The following is a 21,191-nucleotide window of genomic DNA, read 5'->3' as shown; positions in this document are numbered from 1 at the left end:
GCAACGCTTTATAACTTTATCAATCCCACCCCACCATCATATACTTGATCTTGGCATCATCGGGAATCTGTACCGCCTCGATATTCACACTAGAGGCATACCGCAAACTAGAAGGCAGTTGGTCTTTGCTGATGGTGAAATAAATATCACTATCCTTTAAAAGTAGTACTACGTTGTTCATCGAAGTGATTACCTTCCGTATTTTATAATTATCCTTAATATCTTTAAAAGTACTCTTAAGGCCGACCCCCTTATCAGTTACAAAACGGGAATCTTCAATCCTTATGTTCTCTATGGTAGGAATGCTATCTGAATTTGGAGTCAATGTCAACAATTGCTTACCCCCTTTTTCAAAAATCTTTATCTTTTTACTATTGTTCGAGGCGTTGATATAAGTGGTGTCCTTTACGATCGAATCATTGGCATATATGATTTCAAGATCTCTGGTCAAACTAATTTTATCGAGTTTGCCGATCGCATCTTTGGTAATCAAAAAGGTGGTATCGATTTCTTTTTCACATCCTATCAGTAAAAGGATAAAAAATAAAGCGTGTATACTGGTTTTCATCGGATTTGGTGGTTTATTATTGGTCTTGTTAAATTAGGACGGTGCTATTGTCAGTTCACCTCTCAATTACTATTTTTTGCTATTTGCGCCATGTCTCGTACCTTACCGCATAACTTTTTTCAAAACGCCCAATACGCCCCGAATAAAGGTGGCACTGGTCAACACTTTGATTACCGGATTCATTCGGTTGCTAGTAGCTCTTCGGCTACTGGTTCTAGGTTTTTCTTTTTCCTCTTTGGCGACGGCTTCCGCTTTTTCCATCTTTTTGTTCAATATTTCATAGGCACTCTCGCGGTCGATGATCTCGCCGTATTTATCTACGAGCTTGGAGTTGTCGATAACGGTAGCGAGTTCCATTTCAGTCAATACATCCATACGGCTCATGGGGGCGCGGAGTAGGGTAGCGGCCAAGGGCGTGGGCCTTCCTTTTTCGTCCAAAGCGGAAATTAGGGCCTCGCCGATTCCCAAGGAGGTCAATACTTCTTTGGTATCATAGAATTCCGATTCAGGATAGTTTTCAGCGGTAAGTTTTATCGCTTTCCGGTCCCTAGCGGTAAAGGCGCGAAGGGCATGTTGTACTTTCAAACCTAGCTGTGCCAGGACATCATTGGGCACATCGGTAGGATTTTGGGTGACGAAATACACTCCGATGCCTTTCGATCGAATCAATTTTACGATACTCTCGATCTGATCCAACAAAGCCTTTGAGGCCTCGTTAAAAATAAGGTGAGCCTCGTCTATAAATAGAATGAGTTCGGGCCTTTCGCTATCGCCCTGTTCGGGAAAGGTGTCATAGATTTCGGCCAGCAGGCTAAGCATAAAAGTGGAAAACAATTTAGGACGGTCTTGAATATCGGTCAACCGGAGGATGTTGATATAGCCTCTGCCCTGGTCATCGATTCGGGTAAGGTCGTTCACTTCGAAGGATTTTTCACCGAAGAAAAGGTCTGCCCCTTGCTGTTCCAGTTCTATGATTTTTCTGAGGATGGTGCCCGTAGAACTTGTGGAAATACGTCCGTAATTTTCGGCAAATTCCGCTTTTCCTTCATCTGTGGCATATTGCAGGACTTTTTTGAAATCCTTTAGATCTAATAACGGATATTTATTATCGTCACAATATTTGAACACCACGGCCACAATGCCCTGTTGGGTTTCCGATAGGTCTAGGATGCGGGATAGCAGAACGGGCCCGAATTCCGAAACGGTAGCCCTCAACTTGACACCATCTTGTTCGGAAAGCGTCAGCATCTCGACGGGAAAGCTTTTAGGTTCGAAAGGGATGCCTATCTGGTTATGGCGCTCGTCGATTTTGGCATGACCTTCACTCGGTTGTGCCAGTCCGCTTAAATCCCCTTTCAAATCCATTAACAATACAGGGATACCTTTATCGGATAGGTTTTCTGCAAGTACTTGTAACGTTTTCGTCTTTCCCGTACCCGTAGCCCCGGCAATGAGTCCATGTCGGTTTAAGGTCTTAAGTGGAATTTTCACGAGGGCATCCGTCACGGCTTCCCCGTCGAGCATGGCTGCGCCCATGGTAATAAAATCGCCCTTGGTGGCGTAGCCTTCATCGATATGTTTGCGGAATTCTTCTTTGGTGGGCATTGTCATGTAATTTGGCTCAAAAATAAGGGTTTTTGAGTTTATTAGCTGATAAGTTTTTGAGTTTATGCGTTTAGAAGTCCAATGAAAAAAGGGGTAAGTTTGAATTTATGATTTGGAATTTATGATTTGGATTTAACAACCGCTATCTTTGCCGAATGGTAAAAAATGAAGTGTCCGCACACGAAGTATCGGAACTGGTAGACCAAGGATTGCTATTGCCTTTGATGGAAGAATTTTACACAATTCAGGGCGAGGGTTTCCATAAGGGTACCGCCGCTTATTTTATTAGGATAGGGGGTTGCGATGTGGGTTGCCACTGGTGCGATGTAAAGGAAAGCTGGAATGCCGAGACCCATCCGCCTACCGAGATCTACAAGATTGTGGAAAATGCCGCCAAATATTCCGATACCATCGTGGTCACGGGCGGAGAGCCATTAATGTGGGATATGCAGCCCTTGACGGAAGCGCTAAAGGCCAAAAACCTGAACATTCATATAGAAACTTCCGGTGCTTATCCGTTAACAGGAATTTGGGATTGGATTTGCCTGTCCCCAAAAAAAAATAAATTGCCGGAGGGACGTATTTACGATGAGGCACACGAGCTGAAAGTTATCGTCTACAACAAACACGATTTAATTTTTGCCGAGCAAGAAGCCGCTAAATCAAACAAAAATTGCATTCTATACCTACAGCCCGAATGGAGCGTACGGGATAAGGTAACGCCGATGATCGTCGATTATGTAATGGCAAACCCAAAGTGGAAGGTGTCATTGCAGACCCATAAATATTTGAATATACCTTAAGAACCCACACCTTTTTTATCTTCCTCCGTTCGTTTGCAGGTCAAGAATACACTCACTGTCAAGATCAGGGGCCAATCCACCTTTAGCAGTTTGGGAGGATAGCATATGTAGCACACTCTTGCCGCTCAATCGGCATGCTGCTTGAACTCCGTTTTCATTTTTTGCCGTTAGTGATGTACTTTTTGCCGATGCGCCGCCGAACTGAAGTTCAGCATTCATAAGGCATCCCGCTACATTGCAATGGCTATTCCCCGACGTTTTGCCCTGGTCATCCAAGACAGGTTCTCCCATGTCATCCTTTTGAACATCTTCATGGTCGTTCACTGGAGAGATCCCTAAGTTTACCAATCCGAAGAGATGTCCGAATTCATGGTTTAAAGTAGAACTCTCGACATCGGCATCGGAAATGAAAATACTTTGGTCGGCCAATTTGCGAACCGTGGCCTCATGAATAATCATCGAGGTGTTCCGGTAAACGGCGCCTAGAGTCACCAAATCTTTCGCTTCATCGTCCTCTTCGGCCGGGGCATCCGAAAAATAAATGTATATAGCCAGCGTATCACCATCGTTATAAGCCGTTCTATTTTCCTCTTCAAGTTTGTCGATTTCCTCCAAGGTCAATTTTTCTTCCTTGGGCGATGCCAGTTCATTGTACACAAGTTCTATATTCTCCTTAAAAGTGTGCTGTTTTAGGTAAGCGACAAATCCATCCATAGCCGCTTGTGTTGGGCGAAAGCCAGTAACGTAGGCGATTTCGATACGCAGATTGGAGAAGGTACCGTTCGAAAGCAGGTCGACGGCGGAGTCGCCCGTGCCCTGCCTATTGGGTATTTTGTCAACAACTTTTGGGGTTTCTGGGCCGTTATCATTGGCATCGTTGGAGCAACCAAATAACAAGCTCAGAAATAATAGGGATAAAATGGGGAAGCAAATTTTTCTCATCGTATGGTGTTTTCTAAATATATAACGTAAGAATACGCTTAAGCGTATGTATACTCGTGCCATTTATTACTTTGGGTTTATGGCTTCTTCCTTGCCCTTTGCCGGTGTTAAAATTATCAACCGTAGCTACACTAGGCTTGAAAATTTTGCCTTGGCAAAGAAAAGAATAAATTTCCTGAATTGATAAATGGGAAAAGTGTACGTAACAGGTTAGCTTTACGATTACCACAATCGAGCCAAATAATCGTAATGGTCTCCTTTTGAGATAATTTCACAATCTAATTCATTGGTAAGGGCTGCACTTTTCAAGGTTTGGTAATCCAAATATAGCCAAATAAATGGTTCACTTTTCACGCCTTTGTATTGTATCGTAAACGCCACCTCTCCGTAATAGCTGCCGGAATTGGGTACCCATCGGCCACCATCGTCGTCTTCATCGAACATGTAGATGATGTCGCTGGAATCTAACAAGATTTGACCGCCGGGCTTCAAAAGTGTTTTTAAATGTTTAAGGAAACCGCTGAGGTTCTCAAGATTTCCGACAATGCCGATGCCGTTCATGAGCATCAGCAGCGTGTCAAATTTACGTTCTTTAAAATCAAGGATATCCGTGAGCACCCCGTTTTCAACACCCCTAAGCCGGCAGGTTTCGATGGCTCCTTTCGAGCGGTCGAGTGCCGTTACCTCTAATCCTTTTTTTTGTAGGTAGAGGCTATGGCTTCCTGCCCCGCATCCGATGTCGAGAATGCTTCCCTTGCAAAGTTCCAAGGCTTTTTGCTCTATCGGGGGCATCGCATCAAAATTGCGGAAGAGGTAGGGAAGTGGAATCGTGTCTTCTTCATCCAAGGAAGAAAATGTTGCGATATCCTCGGAATAGATTCCGCCTTGATAATCCAATAATGCGTTTCCGTAGATATCTTTCATAATGAGGACAAAAATCGACTTTTAGTTTCATAATCGAAAATTACGGATTGTGAACGACTGTCCCTTAGAGATTGGATTCATTTACGATTGCGTACTTTACACTTCGTGCCTTGATTTTTCTTGCTAATTTTGGATGTATATTAAAATAGGATGGACGAAATACTAAAACAACTCCCCAAAAAAGCACGGGAGAAGCACGCCGAGAATAAAAGGTTCTTCAAAAAACTCAAGAGGAAGCCACCCAAAAATCTGGATTATGTCATGCAAGAGCTGCATGAAGCGGAATTCGAGCGGACCGATTGCCTTGAGTGCGCCAATTGCTGTAAAACCACCGGTCCGCTGTTCACGAATGCAGATATTGAGCGTATTGCCAAGCACTTTCGGCAAAAACCGCAGGTATTTATCGAACAACATCTACGGATCGATGAAGACAATGATTATGTGCTGCAACGAGTACCCTGCACGTTTCTGGGAGCGGATAATTATTGTTCCATCTACGATGTACGGCCCAAAGCTTGCCGTGAATTCCCCCACACCGACCGGAAAAGGTTCCAGCAGATCTCGCAGCTGACATTGAAGAACGTGGCGGTGTGTCCCGCAGCTTTTAATATTGTGGAAGCGATGAAGGCAAGGGTTGGTAGTGGCGGTAAACAATAAAGAAGTTCAGTCTTATGATTCCAGCGTTATAAGTTTGGAGTGTTAATGGTTCGGTTTTTTGATGCTTAAGCGTCCGGCACTTCAAATTCAAATTCAAATTTCAATTCGTATCTTTAGAATATCCTTGAACCTTAGCCCCATGCAAACCATCATCGACTATTTCGAAACCATTCCCTCTCTGCATCGGTCGTTGATCTTAGTCGGGGGTATCACGTTTTTTTGGATTTTGGAAGGCGAAGTTCCGCTATTCAGGTTCACGTACAAAAAATGGAGGCATGCTCTGCCCAACCTATTTTTTACGTTGACCACAATTATCGTGAATTTCGCCTTGGCGTTTCTTCTATTAAAAACGGCGGATTGGGCGGCCACAAATGATTTCGGAATCATCAACTGGCTACCCGAGATGCCGCTTTGGCTATATGTGGTTCTAGGAACACTCTTGCTGGATTTTCTCGGTGCCTATCTGCCTCATTATGTCGAACACCAGGTAAAACCGCTTTGGATGATCCATCTCGTACACCACACCGACCATAACGTAGATACCACCACCGCAAATAGGCATCACCCGCTAGAAAGTGTGATCCGGTTTGTGTTTACTCTGGCGGGAGTACTTATCATCGGCACTCCTATCGGAATCGTTTTTCTCTACCAGTCCCTATCCTTGGTGGCTACCCAGTTCGGCCACGCCAATATCAAACTGCCAAAAAAAGTGGACAAGGCCCTGAGTTGGGTGATCGTTTCGCCCGATATGCACAAGGTACACCATCATTACGTGCTTCCGTATACCGATTCCAACTACGGCAATATCTTTTCGATCTGGGACCGTATGCTCGGAACGCATATGGAATATGATAGGGATTCCATTGTTTATGGGGTGGATACCTTTCCCGATGAAGTCGAAAACGCAAGTATTTCCGGGCTGCTAAAACAGCCGTTTCACAAGTATCGGAAGCCAACGGGTGCGCCTATTCCCGATACAACAAATATTTCCCCCTGACCTTTCTAAATTTCGCCAGATCACCCTGCCAGGTTGCCTTGATTTCTTCCTCGGTTTTGCCGGCTTCGATCAATTGTTGAAGTTTTTCAGTGCCAGCGTGTTTGGTGAAGCCACTGGTGTTGAAGACCTTGCTTTTATCGACAGCATTGGTATAGGCATCGATGAGCCATCGCAGTGAAACTTCTTGCATTCTCGGATTTTCCGATAGGTCTTTACCAAAGCACTTTTTGCCCTCTTCTTTAGGCGTTTTCGATCCGAAATTGGGGATTGGGGTATACGTAAAACTGTATTGGGTGCTGTCTAAAAAAGAAGCCCCGTAACGCTGAAACTGGAATTCAGTGCCTCGTCCGGCATTGACATTTGTGCCTTCAAAAAGCCCTAAGCTGGGGTACAATGTTATGGAAGTGTCATCGGGCAGGTTGGGTGATGGCCGTATCGGCAGGTGATATTCGGTGTTGTGGGTCCAGTTTTCCAAGGGAATTACTTTCAGGTCGGCCTTTCTTTTGCCTTCCAGTAATCCTTCTTCGTTGATCATTTTGGCGTATTCGCCGATGGTCATGCCGTAGACGAGGGGAATTTCGGTCATACCCAAAAAGCCGGTATGCGCGGCTTCCATTGTGGGGCCGTCTATGTAGTTCGCGTTGGGGTTGGGCCGATCGAGAACGATGATGGGCACATTATTTTCGGAACAGGCCTCCATGACCAATTGTAGCGTCGCAATGTACGTGTAGAAACGTACGCCGACATCTTGAATGTCAAAAAGTATAACGTCAAGACCTTTCAATTGTTCGGCTGAGGGCTTCTTGTTTTTCCCGTAGAGGGAAATCAAAGGTAATTTCGTTTGGGCATCTATACCATCCTTTACTTTTTCCCCTGCATCGGCCTCTCCGCGAAAGCCATGTTCTGGAGCAAAAACCTTTTTGATATCCACGTTCAAAGAAAGCAGGGAGTCGACCAAATGGGTGTACGGGGTTTGTAGCCCGTCTGTCGGCGAGGCAGGTTCTTCGCTCTTCAACGAATCGACATCCTCTTCATTACTTTGTACGTCATTTTGCTTACCTCGTACATTCTCATCAATATCAGGCCTTCCGACATCGGCCATCGGTCTTTCGTCTTCCTTGAAAATTACACTCGTTTGATTCGCTACCACGCCTACCTTTTTCCCTTCGAGCAGCGTCAGATATTCGTCCGTTCTATTGGCCGCGACGACAACCGGCACCGGAACAAAGGAATCGGTTTCGACCAAAGCGATTTCCGGATGCGCATTCTCGGATCTAGATAGGTTTCCACAGGCGCAGACGGCCAAAAACAAAATGAAAAACGTATTTTTGATATTAACTATGTTCACGATAAACACCTTGAATTGAATTTTGAATATTTCTTGGCCAAGCGCCTTATCAAGGGCGCAGCGCATAAAGTTAGTATTTCCGCACCGATAATAAAAATAGCGATCGCAGCTATTGCATTGGGTCTTGTGATGATGCTGATTACCGTTGCCACCAGTGCGGGTCTTCAACTGAAAATACGTGAGAAGGTAGCGGCGTTCAACGGACACATACAAATCTCGAACTACGATAACAATGCTTCCGATGTTTCGGTAGTGCCAGTTTCACGGGATCAGGAATTTTATCCCGAGTTCAAATCCGTTGACGGTATTGCGCACGTACAGGCGGTGGCCAGCAAGGGGGGTATCATCCGTACCGAAAATACCTTCGAGGGTATCATCGCCAAAGGGGTCGGTAGTGATTATAATTGGTCGGCGTTCGAGGAATATCTTGTCGATGGTAAATTACCCGATTATTCGGGGAAACTGAATAATGAGGTCTTGATGTCCCGTTTAATGGCGAACCGTTTACACCTGAAAACGGGAGACTCGTTCTTTGCTTTTTTTTTAAAGGATGACAATGTGGACAAACTGCCCAACCAGCGGAAATTTACCATTACGGGACTTTACGACAGCGGGTTCGAAGAATTTGACCGTCTTTATATTTTCACGGATATCCGTCATATTCAACGTATGAACCAATGGAATGAGGACCAAGTCGGAAATTTTGAGGTTTTTTTGGATAGTTTTGACGATATCGATGTGAAAAGTAAGGAAATCTATGGGAAGACGCTCTCTTCGCTGGATACCCAGACCATACTCGATAAATATTACAAGATTTTCGAGTGGATTGGATTGTTCGATTTCAACACGATCCTAATTATCAGTATCGTAATTATCGTCAGCGGTTTCAATATGATTACCGCCTTGCTGGTGCTGATTTTGGAGCGTACGCAAATGATCGGTATTTTAAAGGCACTCGGCTCTGCGAACTGGAGTATCAGAAAGGTGTTCTTGTACAATGCTGCCTATCTTATTGGTATTGGGTTGTTATGGGGCAATACCATAGGTCTTGGTGCGATCTGGATCCAGGATAGATTCAAAGTGTTAAAATTCCCGAATCCCCAAGAATATTATATCGATTACATTCCGGTACATATCAATGGGTTGACCATTCTAATTTTAAATATCGGGGTTTTGCTTTTATGTCTACTAATGCTTTTGGTGCCCTCTTATATTATTACAAAGATTACACCGGTGAAGGCGATTAAGTTTGAGTGAAAAAAAAGTTTATGGGTTTATGAGTTTAGGAGTTTATTTTTTTGCTGAATGCAGAACATCAAACATCTGAAATCGAGCATCGGACAAGATATCCAATCAATTATTATCTATCAACTAAATTTTTATAAACCAATAAACCAATAAACCAATAAACCCATAAACTGGTAAATAGTTGGACAAAGTTCACAATCCCGGTCCACCGGCCAGGGTAATGGATTCATATAAAAATCTATTATGAAATACGCAGAAAACATCCTAGAAACCATTGGCAACACGCCGCTAGTCAAGCTGAACAAGTTGACAGCAGAATTGCCTTGTCTGGTATTGGCGAAATACGAGACCTTCAATCCCGGGAACTCGGTGAAAGATCGGATGGCATTACAGATTGTTGAGGATGCCGAGGCGGCGGGCATCCTCAAGCCTGGAGGAACCATTGTGGAAGGCACTTCTGGCAATACGGGCATGGGCTTGGCCTTGGCGGCAATCGTGAAGGGGTATAATCTTATATGCGTAATCAGCGATAAACAAAGTAAGGAAAAAGTCGATATCCTAAAGGCCATGGGTAGCGAGGTTCATGTGTGTCCCACCGATGTTGAACCCGACGACCCTAGAAGCTACTATTCGACGGCAAGACGGTTGGCCAAAGAGATTCCCGGGGCTTGGTACGTCAACCAATACGATAATCCATCAAATACCAAGGCGCATTTTTTGAGTACGGGTCCCGAAATTTGGGAGCAGACCGATGGCAAGATTACCCATTTCGTTGTCGGCGTCGGCACTGGCGGTACGATTTCGGGCGTGGGGAAATTCCTGAAATCCAAAAATCCCGATATCAAGATATGGGGCGTAGATACCTATGGCTCCGTATTTAAGAAATTCCATGAAACGGGTATTTTTGATAAAGGTGAGATTTATCCATACGTGACGGAAGGTATCGGGGAAGACATCCTCCCGAAAAATGTAAACTTCGATATCATCGACGGCTTTACCAAGGTGACCGATAAAGATGCGGCATTTTATACCCAACGACTGGCCAGGGAAGAGGGTTTCTTTTTGGGCAACTCCGCCGGCGCGGCCATTAAGGGCGTCCTGCAGCTTAAGGAGCATTTCGCCAAAGATGATGTGGTGGTTGTCCTTTTTCATGACCACGGCAGCCGCTACGTCGGGAAAATGTTCAACGACGACTGGATGCGGGAAAAGGGCTTTATTGAATAAATTCGACTTGCGCTTTACGCTTTCTCCACGCATCAAAGATCTCTAGGGATTAAGTCGAGGCGAACTGCACATGTCCCATTAGGGAATGTAAACCGATTATAAACCTTTTTCCATTTGATATTGAAGGATTAATTCAAAAAAAATCCAAAATGCTAGAACTAAAACTCGAGAAGCAATCTGTAAAAATCGATGCCGGCGAGCTTGTCGGTTACAAGGTCGATGCTCACGAATACATCCATCAAAAAGGAAGTCCCGGTTGGCGCAGTTCCGACACCGAAATGTTTCCCATTATCGGGCCGACCACGGAAGCTAAATTTCAGGTGCAGACGCCAAGGGACATCGCTGTTCAAGACCAGCATGGTCTATTGCGGGAAATGGAATACGAGCTAATCTCGCAAACGGAAACGGGAGCTATTTTTCAAAAGGAATACCAGGCGCACACGCTGGTTAAAAACTCGAAGTATCCCGAAAAATCGAACCGGGAATATTTGTTCTGGACATATGATTTTGGTTTCCAAAAACAGTTTTCGTTAACGGAATCGGGACTCGAAATTACTTTTGTCGTTTCCGGTGAACGCGATAGTCCTTTTATGTTGGGATACCATCCTGCTTTCAAGCTGTATTCCGAAAACGCCCAGATTATTGCGGGAGAAAAAACAATTTCCTTGGAAGAAATTTTAGCGGTCGGCAACCGCGCTTTTGAGGTGCCGGATTGTAATGAAATCCTGCTAAAGGATGAAAAGCAGCTCCGCATCAAAACGAAAGGCTTTGGCAATTTCATGCTTTGGACGGAAGTATCCAATATGGTCTGTATCGAGCCGATCACGTTTTATCCCTATGCCGTCGAGCAGCGGAATTTGAACGAAGGCTTTCGGTATTTGGAGGATGGGGCGAAGACGTTTAAGGTTTGGATTACGCCTTGACAACATGATGCTAATGAAGAATCATTTGCGAGCTCTCTCTTCTAGATCAGATGGGCGAGAGTGAATTTAGATGTTACGCCTACCCAGCAGTAGGCAATGAACAAAAACACCTATCGATTTGCCTCCTTTATCTCCGTCAAATACTCCCCCAATTTGCTACCATACTTCGAATCCGCAACTTCAGGGGTTAGGGAATTGTAGATCGAATCCAGATAAATGACGTTGGCATCCGATACTTCAGTGAGGGCGATATAAGGCGCTATGTAGGAATCTTTGTTGTTCAGTGCGAAATTCAAGGCAAAGGCATAGCCGCGCTGGACGTTTTTATTGCTTAATCGTTGTATGGAATCCATTTGTAGGGAATCTAAAGCGGTCTGTCGGTTCGCAGCAGTTTGCATCAGCTCTAGATTTTTAAAGTTGAAGCGGGACATGGTTTTTTGATATTCCTCCAATTTTTTTTGAGTCTTTGACCCCTCGATTTTGGCGTCGGTATCAAAAGTGTTCCAAGCGGTGTTAATAGTGATGGTGCCGGGCTCACCAAAAAAGGTAATGCGATCGTTGATCTCGTTCGCATCTTTCTTTTTGAGGTACAGGTAGAATATCTCGGGACTTTCCAGCTCGGTCTTGAAACTAAAGCTGCCATCGCCTTCAACCTGAAGTGAATCTAGGGTCACCAAGGTAGAATCAGGAATGTATTGTAGGAACAGCGTGCCCTTTTTAAGGCCTTTGACTTTTCCGGTTACAGTCATTGTGTTGTCCGAAAGATTGCCGCCGCAGGCAACAAATAGTAGGACAAGTAATAGGGAAAATAGTATTGTCTTTTTCATTTTGGTATTTGGATGATTTTGGAAAACCGAACAGACCGACGGGCCTGCCGACAACATAGCGTTGGACGAACACCTACAAATTATAGCCTCATCTAAAATGTAAGGTCTCAAATCTCAAGATACAAATATCACGATTTTTTTATTTTTTCCTTGGTTTACCCGAGTTTAAAATATCTGCAATCGACCAACGGTTAGAAACCGTGCAGGTCATCAAGCGGATAGGCGATTTCATCGAAAATTCCCAGTAAAAATGTAAGAAATACGAATATTTCCATAATTTTGACGAAAACTCCTACTTATGAACAATTATATCGTTCTGTTCTGCTTTTTTGCGATTTGTTTTGTCATGGCCTGTCTTTTGGTCCTGTTTTTGTCTGACGACAAGGGTTGAGCATCATTTACATTTTGGAAGCGATTTCCATCAAATAGGCACAGAGTAAAGCTCCGCCCGTTCCTACAACATATCCAAAAACGGCCAAAAGCACGCCCACCGATGTCAACGATGGATGGAATTCCGCAGCAACTACGGGAGCTGATGCCGCACCCCCGACATTGGCCTGACTACCAACGGCCAAAAAGAAATAAGGGGCTTTGATGAGTTTGGCGACAAGGATTAAAAGTCCCGCATGAATCGAAATCCAAACAAAACCTACGGCCAGCAGTCCGGGATTTTCCAATACCCTTCCAAGATCCATTTTCATCCCAATGGTGGCCACTAAAATGTAAATAAATACCCCGCCAATCTTACTGGCACCTGCGCCTTCGTAGTTCTTGGCTTTCGTAAAGGATAGGCCGATTCCCAATGCTGTGGCGAGAACTACCATCCAAAAGAAACCGGAACCTAAAAAGGACATAAAATTGGAGGGGTCCGCGACTTGCGCACTGTTCGCTATCAAATAATCACTGATTTCGTCCCCGAAAAAATGGGCAATACCGGTCGCTGTAAATGCAAAGGAGAGCATCATTATGTAATCTTTCAAGGTCGGTACCCGGGCTATTTTTTCTGCAAATTCGGTGACCTTTATCTTTAAGGTCTCAATGGCCGAAGTATCCGCCTTTAACCATTTGTCGATTCGGGTACTTTTACCTACCCCGAATAGGATAACGGCCATCCAAATATTGGCGATAACGATATCCACTAAAACCATTTTACCGTATTCATCGGGATTGTACCGAAAAATTTCCAGCATGGCCGCTTGGTTGGCACCGCCTCCGATCCAGCTTCCGGCAATTGTGGAAAGTCCACGCCACACAGCGTCAAAATCGCTTCCCCCTACCGTATCCGGCGAAAAAATGGAAACAATTAAAATAGCAATGGGGCCTCCGATAATAATACCCACCGTGCCGGTCAAAAACATAATCAGGGCTTTGGAGCCGAGGTTGGAAATGGCTTTCAAATCAATACTCAAAGTCATCAAGACCAAGGCAGCGGGCAAAAGATAGCGGCTCGCCATAAAATAAAGGTTGGAGGTCTCATCCGAAACCACGCCGGTACTGGCCAAGATAGCCGGTAAAAGATAGGCCATAAGTACAGCGGGAACTATGGAATAGAACTTATTCCAAAACCCTGTTTTTATGGAAGAGGTGTAGAAAATAAATCCGAGGCAGAGGGTAAGAAGGCCAAGAACTACGGTATCGTTGGCAATTAGGGGTTGATCCATTTTCTAGTTATAGGTTCAGAGTTGTGAGTTGAAAAGTGAAAGAGTAAAGGAGTCAAAGATTGCCGGTTTTCAGATTGGGGTAAGTTTTAAAATTTGAGCTAATTGTTGGATAAACTTACGCATTTTACGGGTATGGCTTTTGGAATTTGACCTATAAACTTCGAGAGTACTTGGATTTGTGCATCAGGAATACAAATTTATAGTCAAATTCGCTATTTGGTAACCAGTCATTAACCTTCTAAATGTTCTTTGATAAACTGCGCCACCCCATCTTCATAATGGGGCAGGGTAGTATTATCGGCTATTGCTTTTACTTCTTCCCGAGCATTGCCGACGGCGACTCCATAGCCACAATGTTCTAGCATTTCGATGTCGTTGTAGTTGTCGCCGAACGCGATGACATCCGACAGCGATTCATCCTTCTTCAGCAAATTTTTGATAGCGGTAAGTTTGGAGACGGATTTCGGGGCGATTTCGATTAGCGTATCGTTCGAACGGTACAGGTGCAAATCATCACCAAATTGCTTTTCCAGCAACGGATACAGTATATCCGAAGTAACCTTTGTGCCCATCAGCATGACCTTGTGCGCTCCGATTTCGCGGTCTTCCCAATCTTTCAACGTATCTGAAGTAGCCCTAAAAATAGGCGTGGATTGGGTATACCGGATTTCCTTTCGTACCCGCGCTGTATTTTCTTCCACAAACCATTCATCCGCATAGTACAATCCCAATTTTGTGAAATGCAATTGGGCGAGATTGTGTATTTCCGAAAGATGCTGCATCTCGATTACGGTCGATGAAATTTCGATGGTCCCGTGCATGACCAAGGCCCCGTTATAGCAAACAATGGGCTGATCTAAAATACCCAATCTTCGCTGCAAATAGACCATGGCCCTCGGCATTCGGGCCGAGACTAGAATAATTTGCGTTTTGTCCCTAATCCGTTCAAGTTCGGAAATCGCAAAATCCGACACATCGCTTTTGCTGGATAGCAATGTACCGTCAAGGTCGGAACAGAGTATTTTGTATTTCATAGAATCAGAGTTTTGTCCAAAGGTCAATTGCAATTTACCGACTATGAGTCGGAAATTTTTTTCGTGATACCCTTATAGCTACCGGTTGAAACCACTTGTTACCCGTCAGAATCCTTCCTTCGAAACTCCCTTTTTTTCTTCTTGTCGGGATTTGTGAACAAACGTTTGAAGAAGCCGTCGCGTTTGACCGGGTCGCAATCCATTAATCTTATAATCTCAGGGTTCGGTTTCTTAAAATGTGCTTTGGTAATGGTGTCATACGAAGGATGCCGGTTCAGCTCTTGCATAAACTTGGCGAACATTGGCAAGGCGGCATTGGCGCCTTGACCAAGTGCCGTACTTCGGAATCCGATTTCATGGTTCTCAAGACCAACCCAGGTTACGTGTACCATTTTGGGGGTCAGGGCAACGAACCAAGCGTCTTTATTGTTTTGGGTGGTACCGGTCTTGCCGGCGATATCGTTTTTGAGTTTGTAGCTGGTTCGCAGTCGAGAGGCTGTGCCCATATTCACGGTCGATTTCATCATTTCAAGCATAATTTGCCGAGTTTTTTCCGAAAAAGCGGGAGTTTTGGCACGTTTGGGCTCGAATTCGGTCAAAAGAGAGTCTTTTTTGTCCGTAATCCGTTCGATGAGGTAGGGCAGCACCGCCTTGCCATCGTTGAGATAGGTAGCATAAACGCCTGCCAGTTCGTTGAGATAGAGTTCTCCCGTTCCCAATGCAATGGAGGGCTCTTCGGGCAGTTCCGTGAAGACGCCCATATTTTTGGCCATGGTAATGACATTGGTGAGTCCCGTTTTTTCTAGGACTTTTACGGTGACCGTATTCACCGAATTGCTTAGGGCCTGTTCCATTGAATAGTTGAGGTAAGCCTCGTCTTCATCACCGGAATTACCGGGCGACCAATTTTTTAGGTTTTCGTATTCCACCTCTTCGGCGGACCAATACGTGCAGGGCGCAATCCCCGTTTCCAAGGCAGCGGTATATACTATCGGTTTGAATGTTGACCCGACCTGCCGTTTGCTCTGCGCCACATGGTCGTATTTAAAATGTTCGAAATCTACCCCGCCGATCCACGTTTTTACAGCCCCGGTTTGCGGGTCGATGGCCAAAGATCCGGTATTCAAAAATTTCATGTAATGTACGATACTATCATACGAACTCGCCTCGACGGTTTTTTCGCCTTCCCAGTCCGTAAGCGCCATGGTTCGTTTGGTTTTCAGCGAATCCATGATTTGGGCGTCATTTAGATTTTGTGCCTTGAACTTTTTATAAACGCTAGAGGCACGGACTATTTTATTGATCAATTTGGTATTGCTGAGCCAAGGTGCGTTCTTGCCATAACTTTTTTCGAACTGTTCCTGCAGACTTGCCATGTGTTCGCGCATCGCCGCTTCTGCCCAAAATTGCATGTTGTAGTCGAGGGTGGTGTAGATTTTAAGTCCATCCGTATAGATATTGTGTTCGTTACCTTCCTCGCCCTGTTCGAGGCTCCATTTCTGCATCTTTTTTCGGACTTCTTCTCGAAAATAGGGGGCGAGGCCGTCATTGTTGTCGTATTCCCGATAATCTAAAGTAATGGGGATGTCGATCAGGCTATCCTTTTTTTCTACGGATATCAAATCGTTGTTCGCCATGGAAAGCAGTACCAGATTTCTACGGGATAGGCTTTTTTCGGGAAATATCCTGGGATTGTATCCATAGGTGGCCTTGAGCATGCCAACCAGTGTGGCGGCTTCTTCGACGGTAAGGTCCTGGGCACGTTTGTTAAAGAACTTCAAGGATGCACTTTCGATGCCGAACGTATTGTCACCAAAGGAAACCGTGTTCAGATAGTGGGTCAGTATCTCATCCTTTGAAAAGATATCCTCTAATCGGGATGCGATAAACATTTCCTTGATTTTGTCCACTGCAATATTCGATACTTTTCTGTCCCTTCGCGGATATAGGTTTTTTGCCAATTGCTGGGTCAGTGTACTTCCGCCCCCTGAGGATTGGTCCTGCATGAGTACCGTCTTTATAGCGACCCGCCCCAAGCTTTGGTAATCGATGCCCGAATGTTCGTAAAAGCGTTCGTCTTCGATCGCGACCAGGGCATCCAACACATGCTGCGGGATGCTTTCAAAAGCAATCGGCTGCCTGTCGTACAGGTAAAATTTACCGATAAGTACACTATCGATGGTGTACACCTCGGATGCACGCTGGTATTGAAAATCGGAAAGTTCTTCTTTATTCGGAATTTTCCCCCAAGTGCCCCAGTAGATACTGAGGATAAATAGGAGGAGGAGTACAATTCCAGCAGCAATGGAGAGGATACTATATCTTAAGATTGGGGATTTTATTCGTTTTAAGAGCAATGGTATTGTTATTTAGGATGATATACGTCTTATCGTCCGCAATATCCGACTAAAAAATAAAAACCGCACATAGCTTACCAATTGATTTGATTTAGTTGGACTATTTTTGCCGAAAATAGTATGGAATGAAAAAATATATCCTCTTAGTGTTTTTTGCCACCCAATTAGGTTTCGCCAACAATCCCGTTTGGTCAAAAGGGGGACATCGGGTGGTCGGTGAAGTAGCCCAGGAGAACCTCACGAAAAAAGCGGCAAAGGCTATCGCTGCTTTGCTCGATGGTCAAAGTTTGGCCGCCGTATCCACCTTTGGGGATGAGATCAAGGCCGATAGTTCGTATCGCGGATTCAGTGCCTGGCATTATGTCAATTATCCCGCGGATAAAAAATATGGTGACGAACCGCCAAGTAAACAGGGAGATTTGATGACCGGTATCGAGAAATGCATCGAAATCATCAAGGATGAAAACAGCACAAAAGTGGACAAGGCCTTTTACCTCAAGATGCTGGTACACCTGATTGGGGATCTGCATCAACCCATGCACGTCGGCCGATTAGAGGATAAGGGCGGCAACGACATTCAAGTACGATGGTTCAACAAAGGCAGTAACTTGCACCGGGTCTGGGATTCGAACATGATCGAGGACTACGGTATGAGCTATTCCGAATTGGCGTACAATTTACCGCAGTTAACAAAAGCGCAAAAGAAAACGATGCAAAAGGGAGATATCTACGATTGGGTCGAAGAATCGCAAGACTTGGCGAATGACATCTACGGTTCCGTTGAAATGGGGGAGAAGCTTTATTATCGCTATAGTTATGACTGGTTTGGCACCGTAGAGGCACAATTGGAGAAAGGTGGATTGCGGTTGGCGAAGGTGTTGAATGATTTATTCTGAATCAAAAATTCCACTGCCTTACCGCTTTGAAATCTTATTTCCGGAAATAGGTTTCTGTCTCGAACTCTTGAACCGATCGATATCGTCTTGCCTTAGTTTGGCATGTTTCGTACTTCGGCCCTGCACCCTTTTCCGCCACATTCTAAAACTACTCGGTTTCATTTCGCGGCGCATGATTTCGATGGTCTCCTGTTCGGAGATGCCGAACTGAAAGGTAATGGCCTCAAAGGGGGTTCGGTCTTCCCAGGCCATTTCGATGATGCGGTCCAGTTCGCGTTCTGTAAAATCTTTTTCCATAGCTCTACAAAAATAGGAAATGATACGCGGAATAGTGGATATCGATTCTACGATTCTTAGTGTCCGTTCACCCCATAAATCTGAAACTTGACGATCTGTTATACGCGAACCGTTTTTTCTAGGTTATAGTAGTGAAGTATGTTGCGAGGACATTAGCGGCCGCCCGATCGCTAAAGACAGTAACCCGCTTTTTAAACCAGGGTCCCACTAAAAAAAATCGGCTTTTAAAAAAGTCGGTTTTTTTGTTTTAAGAGGCTCCCCAAGTCGGTTCGCCGACAGAGTAAATCCCAGAAACATAAGCTATTTACCCAATTATCCTAAACGTCAAGTTAATCCGCTCCCCAATGGTTTTTGCCGTTTTGGGTATCTGGTGCAGCCAATGGTGCTGGGTGGTTCCTTGCATCAACAATAGGCTGCCATGTTCTAATAGTAATTTGTGCTTTAAGTGCTTATCCTTACGGTGTTTGAGATGGAAATAGCGTTCTTGTCCGAGCGTTAACGATGCGATTATCGGATTGAGTCCCAATTCCTTTTCATTGTCGGCATGCCAACCGTTGCTGTCTTTTCCATCACGATACAAATTCAATAAACAGGTCGTAAAAACGGCATCGGTCTTGGTCTCGATTTTCTGCTTAATTTCCAGTAAAACATCCGTAAAATCATGGGGCTGCATGGTGATGTTGGAATAGGAATAGGCTTTCCCGGTATTGCCGTACAGTGCCGTCAACCGAGGTTGAGGATAGATTTTACCAAAAACCTTTATGTCGTCTTGCTGCCATGGCACTTCCCTTTTAAAATGATTAAAATAGGTATCCGCTTTAGCCTTAGAAAAAAAATTGGCGAAATAGATGATTTCGCTATCGGGTAGGTTTAGGGGTATTCCATTAGTTTCTCCCGAATGTCCTTGTAAACTAGTCATTTAGTACACTATTTGGATGAAGCACTAAGGCTTAGAAAATAGGAAATCTAACCTAAAATTTTGGGATTGTATGCTGGGCCCTTCAGCTGTGCTAGGGATAAAAAATTTATAATTTTTTGCATCATTGAAGAACGGTTTTCAACTGATTGCGATACTCCGACGGGTTTTGGCCGGTAAATCCCTTGAACTGTTTGTTGAAGTGCGAAAAATTGTTGAAACCGCTTTCGAAACAGACTTCGGTGATGCTCAGGGGCTGTTCTGCCAATAATTTTGAAGCGTGTACTAATCGATATTCGTTGACGAACTGCGTAAAAGTTTTGTTCGTAATCTTTTTGAAATAACGGCAGAACGAGGGTACGGTCATACTGACCAGGTCGGCAATCTCCTTCAAACGAATCTCGTCCTTAAAATGGGACTTTACATGATTGAATACGTGGTTGATACGGTCATTGTCCTTTACCTCGGTCTCCATTGAAAATCCTTGGGCGTTCAGAATCTTGAACTCCTTTGAGTTTCCCAGCTCGTTCAGAATGTTTAAAATGGATAAGAGCCGCTGAAAATCGGACTGGTATTCCAAAATATCCATTTTCTCACCAATTTTACGTTTGGTCTTTCCTGAAAAGGAGATACCTCCCTTGGCCATTTCGAAGAGGGATTGAATTTTCTTCATTTCCGGGATGTCGAAAAAATCGTTTCCCAAAAAATCGGACTTCATCTGTATCACGGTCTCACTATCGTTACCGGTTAGTATATCTGTAAAACCGCAATGGGGAAGGTTGCTTCCGATCAAGATGAGATCTCCCAGAGAATAATAGGATACATGGCTACCTATTTGCCGCTTACCGGAACCTCCCTTGACATAGACGAGCTCGATTTCAGGGTGGTAATGCCAAATGGTATTCTTGTTTTTTTTATTCGCATCGAACTTTTGGTAGGTATACGAGTGCCCAAAACTGGGTTCTATGGCCTCAAAAGCTGGTTTTTGTGCTAGCGTAGGGGTTTTTTGCATGCTACAAAGATATCAAAGGTGTTATGGAAAATCATTGCAAAATTACCTAAAAGATGTTCTAAATTACCTTTATACTAATATTTTACAATTTCGTATGGTAAAATAGAACATAAATGGGAAAATAGACCAGTAGTAAGGGCATAATTTCGGGGCTAAGTTTGTATCAAATTAGTAACCCACCTGCCTTGGTGCAGGATTTAAAACAAAAAATCATGAAAAAAGTAATAAGAACAGCAGCAATGATTTCCTTACTGTTTGCTACCGTTACGGGTATGGCCAACGACGAAAAATTGAGCGTGGAAACAAAAAAGGAATCCAAAAACCTAATTTTTGAAATGGATTCGCAAAAGGATACCGAGATTAAACTTTTTGATGCGGCCAATCATGTTATCTATTTTGAGAAGGTATCCCATGCCTCGTATTCCAAAAGTTTTAATCTCAAGAATCTGACGGACGGTTTGTACTATTTCACTACGGAAGATGCTTTGAGAAAGATAATCTACACTATTGTCGTCAAGGGAACCAACGTTGAGATTATTCGGAAAAATGAAAATGCCAAGCCCGTTTTTAGGATGGCGGACCGTATGGTTTATCTAAACCTCTTGAATCTTAGTAAAGAAGATGTGAAAATCCATATATACGATAGTAGCGATCGACTGGTTTTTTCGGAAAAGCGTGAGAACGAGATGATTATCGAAAAAGCACTAAATTTTAAAAAAGCGTACAAAGACCGCTACTCCATAGTTGTAATGGATAGTGAAAATACCTATTACGAAAGTATCGTAGTTCAATAGATAGTTAGTTCAAGTTGAGTTATACCCAAAGGCTTTGGTGCTGAATTTAGTTCGGCATCGCCTTTGGGTTCTTTTTTTTGGGTTTAGTTTCCGTTGATAGAAATTTTTTTTCCAATTCGCCTTTTTGTCGTGACAAACCCAAATAGGTCACTTTCTAA

20 protein-coding genes are annotated in these 21,191 nt (G+C 44.1%); 8 read left to right on the top strand and 12 right to left on the bottom strand.

Features of this window, described 5'->3' with window-relative positions:
* Positions 1-19: 19 nt before the first annotated feature.
* Complete coding sequence (locus tag BLT07_RS06100) at positions 20-568, bottom strand: hypothetical protein (protein ID WP_091866826.1); 549 nt, start codon at positions 566-568, stop codon at positions 20-22.
* Between the two features lie 102 nt (positions 569-670).
* Positions 671-2,173, bottom strand: a complete 1,503-nt coding sequence (locus tag BLT07_RS06095; RefSeq protein WP_091866824.1) for a helicase HerA-like domain-containing protein — start codon at positions 2,171-2,173, stop codon at positions 671-673.
* A 155-nt stretch (positions 2,174-2,328) separates the two neighbouring features.
* Here BLT07_RS06095 and BLT07_RS06090 point away from each other — a divergent pair, with 155 nt between their 5' ends.
* A complete protein-coding gene (locus tag BLT07_RS06090; RefSeq protein ID WP_091866822.1) occupies positions 2,329-2,976 on the top strand; it encodes a 7-carboxy-7-deazaguanine synthase QueE in 648 nt (215 codons plus the stop codon).
* A 15-nt stretch (positions 2,977-2,991) separates the two neighbouring features.
* On the opposite strand, the gene BLT07_RS06085 is transcribed toward BLT07_RS06090, so the two are convergent.
* Both BLT07_RS06085 and BLT07_RS06080 read right to left on the bottom strand, forming a co-directional pair.
* Entirely contained in the window at positions 2,992-3,918 is a 927-nt protein-coding gene (locus BLT07_RS06085) for a hypothetical protein (protein ID WP_091866820.1), read from the bottom strand.
* Positions 3,919-4,140: 222 nt separating this feature from the next.
* A complete protein-coding gene (locus tag BLT07_RS06080) occupies positions 4,141-4,842 on the bottom strand; it encodes a class I SAM-dependent methyltransferase (RefSeq protein WP_091866818.1) in 702 nt (233 codons plus the stop codon).
* A gap of 150 nt (positions 4,843-4,992) precedes the next feature.
* Between BLT07_RS06080 and BLT07_RS06075 the strand changes: the two genes are divergently transcribed.
* Together BLT07_RS06075 and BLT07_RS06070 are read left to right on the top strand one after the other, a co-directional pair.
* Entirely contained in the window at positions 4,993-5,499 is a 507-nt protein-coding gene (locus tag BLT07_RS06075; protein ID WP_091866816.1) for a YkgJ family cysteine cluster protein, read from the top strand.
* 139 nt (positions 5,500-5,638) lie between these two features.
* Complete coding sequence (locus BLT07_RS06070; RefSeq protein ID WP_091866814.1) at positions 5,639-6,496, top strand: sterol desaturase family protein; 858 nt, start codon at positions 5,639-5,641, stop codon at positions 6,494-6,496.
* On the opposite strand, the gene BLT07_RS06065 is transcribed toward BLT07_RS06070, so the two are convergent.
* Positions 6,465-7,844 (bottom strand): exo-beta-N-acetylmuramidase NamZ family protein, encoded by a 1,380-nt coding sequence (locus BLT07_RS06065; protein WP_245726461.1) that lies wholly within the window; start codon positions 7,842-7,844, stop codon positions 6,465-6,467. The genes BLT07_RS06070 and BLT07_RS06065 overlap by 32 nt on opposite strands.
* Positions 7,845-7,859: 15 nt before the next feature.
* On the opposite strand from BLT07_RS06065, the gene BLT07_RS06060 reads away from it, so the two are divergent.
* The 3 genes from BLT07_RS06060 (at position 7,860) to BLT07_RS06050 (ending at position 11,239) form a co-directional block, all read left to right on the top strand.
* On the top strand, positions 7,860-9,101 hold the full coding sequence (locus BLT07_RS06060) for an ABC transporter permease (RefSeq protein WP_091866812.1): 1,242 nt from the start codon (positions 7,860-7,862) through the stop codon (positions 9,099-9,101).
* A 234-nt stretch (positions 9,102-9,335) separates the two neighbouring features.
* On the top strand, positions 9,336-10,316 hold the full coding sequence (locus BLT07_RS06055; RefSeq protein ID WP_091866810.1) for a PLP-dependent cysteine synthase family protein: 981 nt from the start codon (positions 9,336-9,338) through the stop codon (positions 10,314-10,316).
* Between the two features lie 149 nt (positions 10,317-10,465).
* Positions 10,466-11,239, top strand: a complete 774-nt coding sequence (locus tag BLT07_RS06050; protein WP_091866808.1) for an aldose 1-epimerase — start codon at positions 10,466-10,468, stop codon at positions 11,237-11,239.
* 110 nt (positions 11,240-11,349) lie between these two features.
* Here the strand turns inward: BLT07_RS06050 and BLT07_RS06045 are convergent, their stop codons facing one another.
* From BLT07_RS06045 to BLT07_RS06030, 4 genes are all read right to left on the bottom strand, one after another.
* The gene (locus BLT07_RS06045) at positions 11,350-12,066 is read right to left on the bottom strand and encodes a DUF4369 domain-containing protein (protein ID WP_091866806.1); all 717 of its coding nucleotides are present in this window, start codon (positions 12,064-12,066) and stop codon (positions 11,350-11,352) included.
* A 398-nt stretch (positions 12,067-12,464) separates the two neighbouring features.
* Positions 12,465-13,727 (bottom strand): DUF819 family protein, encoded by a 1,263-nt coding sequence (locus tag BLT07_RS06040; RefSeq protein ID WP_091866804.1) that lies wholly within the window; start codon positions 13,725-13,727, stop codon positions 12,465-12,467.
* 230 nt (positions 13,728-13,957) lie between these two features.
* Entirely contained in the window at positions 13,958-14,761 is an 804-nt protein-coding gene (locus BLT07_RS06035; RefSeq protein ID WP_091866802.1) for an HAD family hydrolase, read from the bottom strand.
* Between the two features lie 98 nt (positions 14,762-14,859).
* Positions 14,860-17,118 (bottom strand): transglycosylase domain-containing protein, encoded by a 2,259-nt coding sequence (locus tag BLT07_RS06030; RefSeq protein ID WP_091866800.1) that lies wholly within the window; start codon positions 17,116-17,118, stop codon positions 14,860-14,862.
* 125 nt (positions 17,119-17,243) lie between these two features.
* Here BLT07_RS06030 and BLT07_RS06025 point away from each other — a divergent pair, with 125 nt between their 5' ends.
* Entirely contained in the window at positions 17,244-18,014 is a 771-nt protein-coding gene (locus BLT07_RS06025) for a S1/P1 nuclease (protein WP_091866798.1), read from the top strand.
* A gap of 18 nt (positions 18,015-18,032) precedes the next feature.
* Here the strand turns inward: BLT07_RS06025 and BLT07_RS06020 are convergent, their stop codons facing one another.
* The 3 genes from BLT07_RS06020 to BLT07_RS06010 form a co-directional block, all read right to left on the bottom strand.
* Positions 18,033-18,311: a TIGR03643 family protein gene (locus BLT07_RS06020; RefSeq protein WP_091866796.1), complete on the bottom strand. Its 279-nt coding sequence runs from the start codon at positions 18,309-18,311 to the stop codon at positions 18,033-18,035.
* 304 nt (positions 18,312-18,615) lie between these two features.
* The gene (locus BLT07_RS06015) at positions 18,616-19,230 is read right to left on the bottom strand and encodes an alpha-ketoglutarate-dependent dioxygenase AlkB family protein (protein WP_091866794.1); all 615 of its coding nucleotides are present in this window, start codon (positions 19,228-19,230) and stop codon (positions 18,616-18,618) included.
* A gap of 121 nt (positions 19,231-19,351) precedes the next feature.
* Positions 19,352-20,239, bottom strand: a complete 888-nt coding sequence (locus BLT07_RS06010) for an AraC family transcriptional regulator (RefSeq protein ID WP_091866792.1) — start codon at positions 20,237-20,239, stop codon at positions 19,352-19,354.
* 212 nt (positions 20,240-20,451) lie between these two features.
* Between BLT07_RS06010 and BLT07_RS06005 the strand changes: the two genes are divergently transcribed.
* Positions 20,452-21,033, top strand: coding sequence for a hypothetical protein (locus BLT07_RS06005; RefSeq protein ID WP_091866790.1), 582 nt, complete (start codon positions 20,452-20,454; stop codon positions 21,031-21,033).
* Positions 21,034-21,191 lie beyond the last annotated feature (158 nt).

Origin of the sequence: Pricia antarctica (assembly GCF_900101815.1) — a bacterium.
Classification (GTDB): Bacteria; Bacteroidota; Bacteroidia; order Flavobacteriales; family Flavobacteriaceae; genus Pricia; species Pricia antarctica.
The sequence above is the reverse complement of the archived record's forward strand: the minus strand, read 5'-3'. Positions and strand labels throughout refer to the sequence as shown.

Coding starts and splice junctions, on each gene's coding strand:
- BLT07_RS06005 (WP_091866790.1), top strand. CDS start 20,452: ATGAAAAAAGTAATAAGAACAGCAGCAATGATTTCCTTACTGTTTGCT.
- BLT07_RS06015 (WP_091866794.1), bottom strand. CDS start 19,230: ATGACTAGTTTACAAGGACATTCGGGAGAAACTAATGGAATACCCCTA.
- BLT07_RS06095 (WP_091866824.1), bottom strand. CDS start 2,173: ATGCCCACCAAAGAAGAATTCCGCAAACATATCGATGAAGGCTACGCC.
- BLT07_RS06045 (WP_091866806.1), bottom strand. CDS start 12,066: ATGAAAAAGACAATACTATTTTCCCTATTACTTGTCCTACTATTTGTT.
- BLT07_RS06090 (WP_091866822.1), top strand. CDS start 2,329: ATGGTAAAAAATGAAGTGTCCGCACACGAAGTATCGGAACTGGTAGAC.
- BLT07_RS06100 (WP_091866826.1), bottom strand. CDS start 568: ATGAAAACCAGTATACACGCTTTATTTTTTATCCTTTTACTGATAGGA.
- BLT07_RS06075 (WP_091866816.1), top strand. CDS start 4,993: ATGGACGAAATACTAAAACAACTCCCCAAAAAAGCACGGGAGAAGCAC.
- BLT07_RS06080 (WP_091866818.1), bottom strand. CDS start 4,842: ATGAAAGATATCTACGGAAACGCATTATTGGATTATCAAGGCGGAATC.
- BLT07_RS06055 (WP_091866810.1), top strand. CDS start 9,336: ATGAAATACGCAGAAAACATCCTAGAAACCATTGGCAACACGCCGCTA.
- BLT07_RS06070 (WP_091866814.1), top strand. CDS start 5,639: ATGCAAACCATCATCGACTATTTCGAAACCATTCCCTCTCTGCATCGG.
- BLT07_RS06020 (WP_091866796.1), bottom strand. CDS start 18,311: ATGGAAAAAGATTTTACAGAACGCGAACTGGACCGCATCATCGAAATG.
- BLT07_RS06010 (WP_091866792.1), bottom strand. CDS start 20,239: ATGCAAAAAACCCCTACGCTAGCACAAAAACCAGCTTTTGAGGCCATA.
- BLT07_RS06050 (WP_091866808.1), top strand. CDS start 10,466: ATGCTAGAACTAAAACTCGAGAAGCAATCTGTAAAAATCGATGCCGGC.
- BLT07_RS06085 (WP_091866820.1), bottom strand. CDS start 3,918: ATGAGAAAAATTTGCTTCCCCATTTTATCCCTATTATTTCTGAGCTTG.
- BLT07_RS06040 (WP_091866804.1), bottom strand. CDS start 13,727: ATGGATCAACCCCTAATTGCCAACGATACCGTAGTTCTTGGCCTTCTT.
- BLT07_RS06035 (WP_091866802.1), bottom strand. CDS start 14,761: ATGAAATACAAAATACTCTGTTCCGACCTTGACGGTACATTGCTATCC.
- BLT07_RS06025 (WP_091866798.1), top strand. CDS start 17,244: ATGAAAAAATATATCCTCTTAGTGTTTTTTGCCACCCAATTAGGTTTC.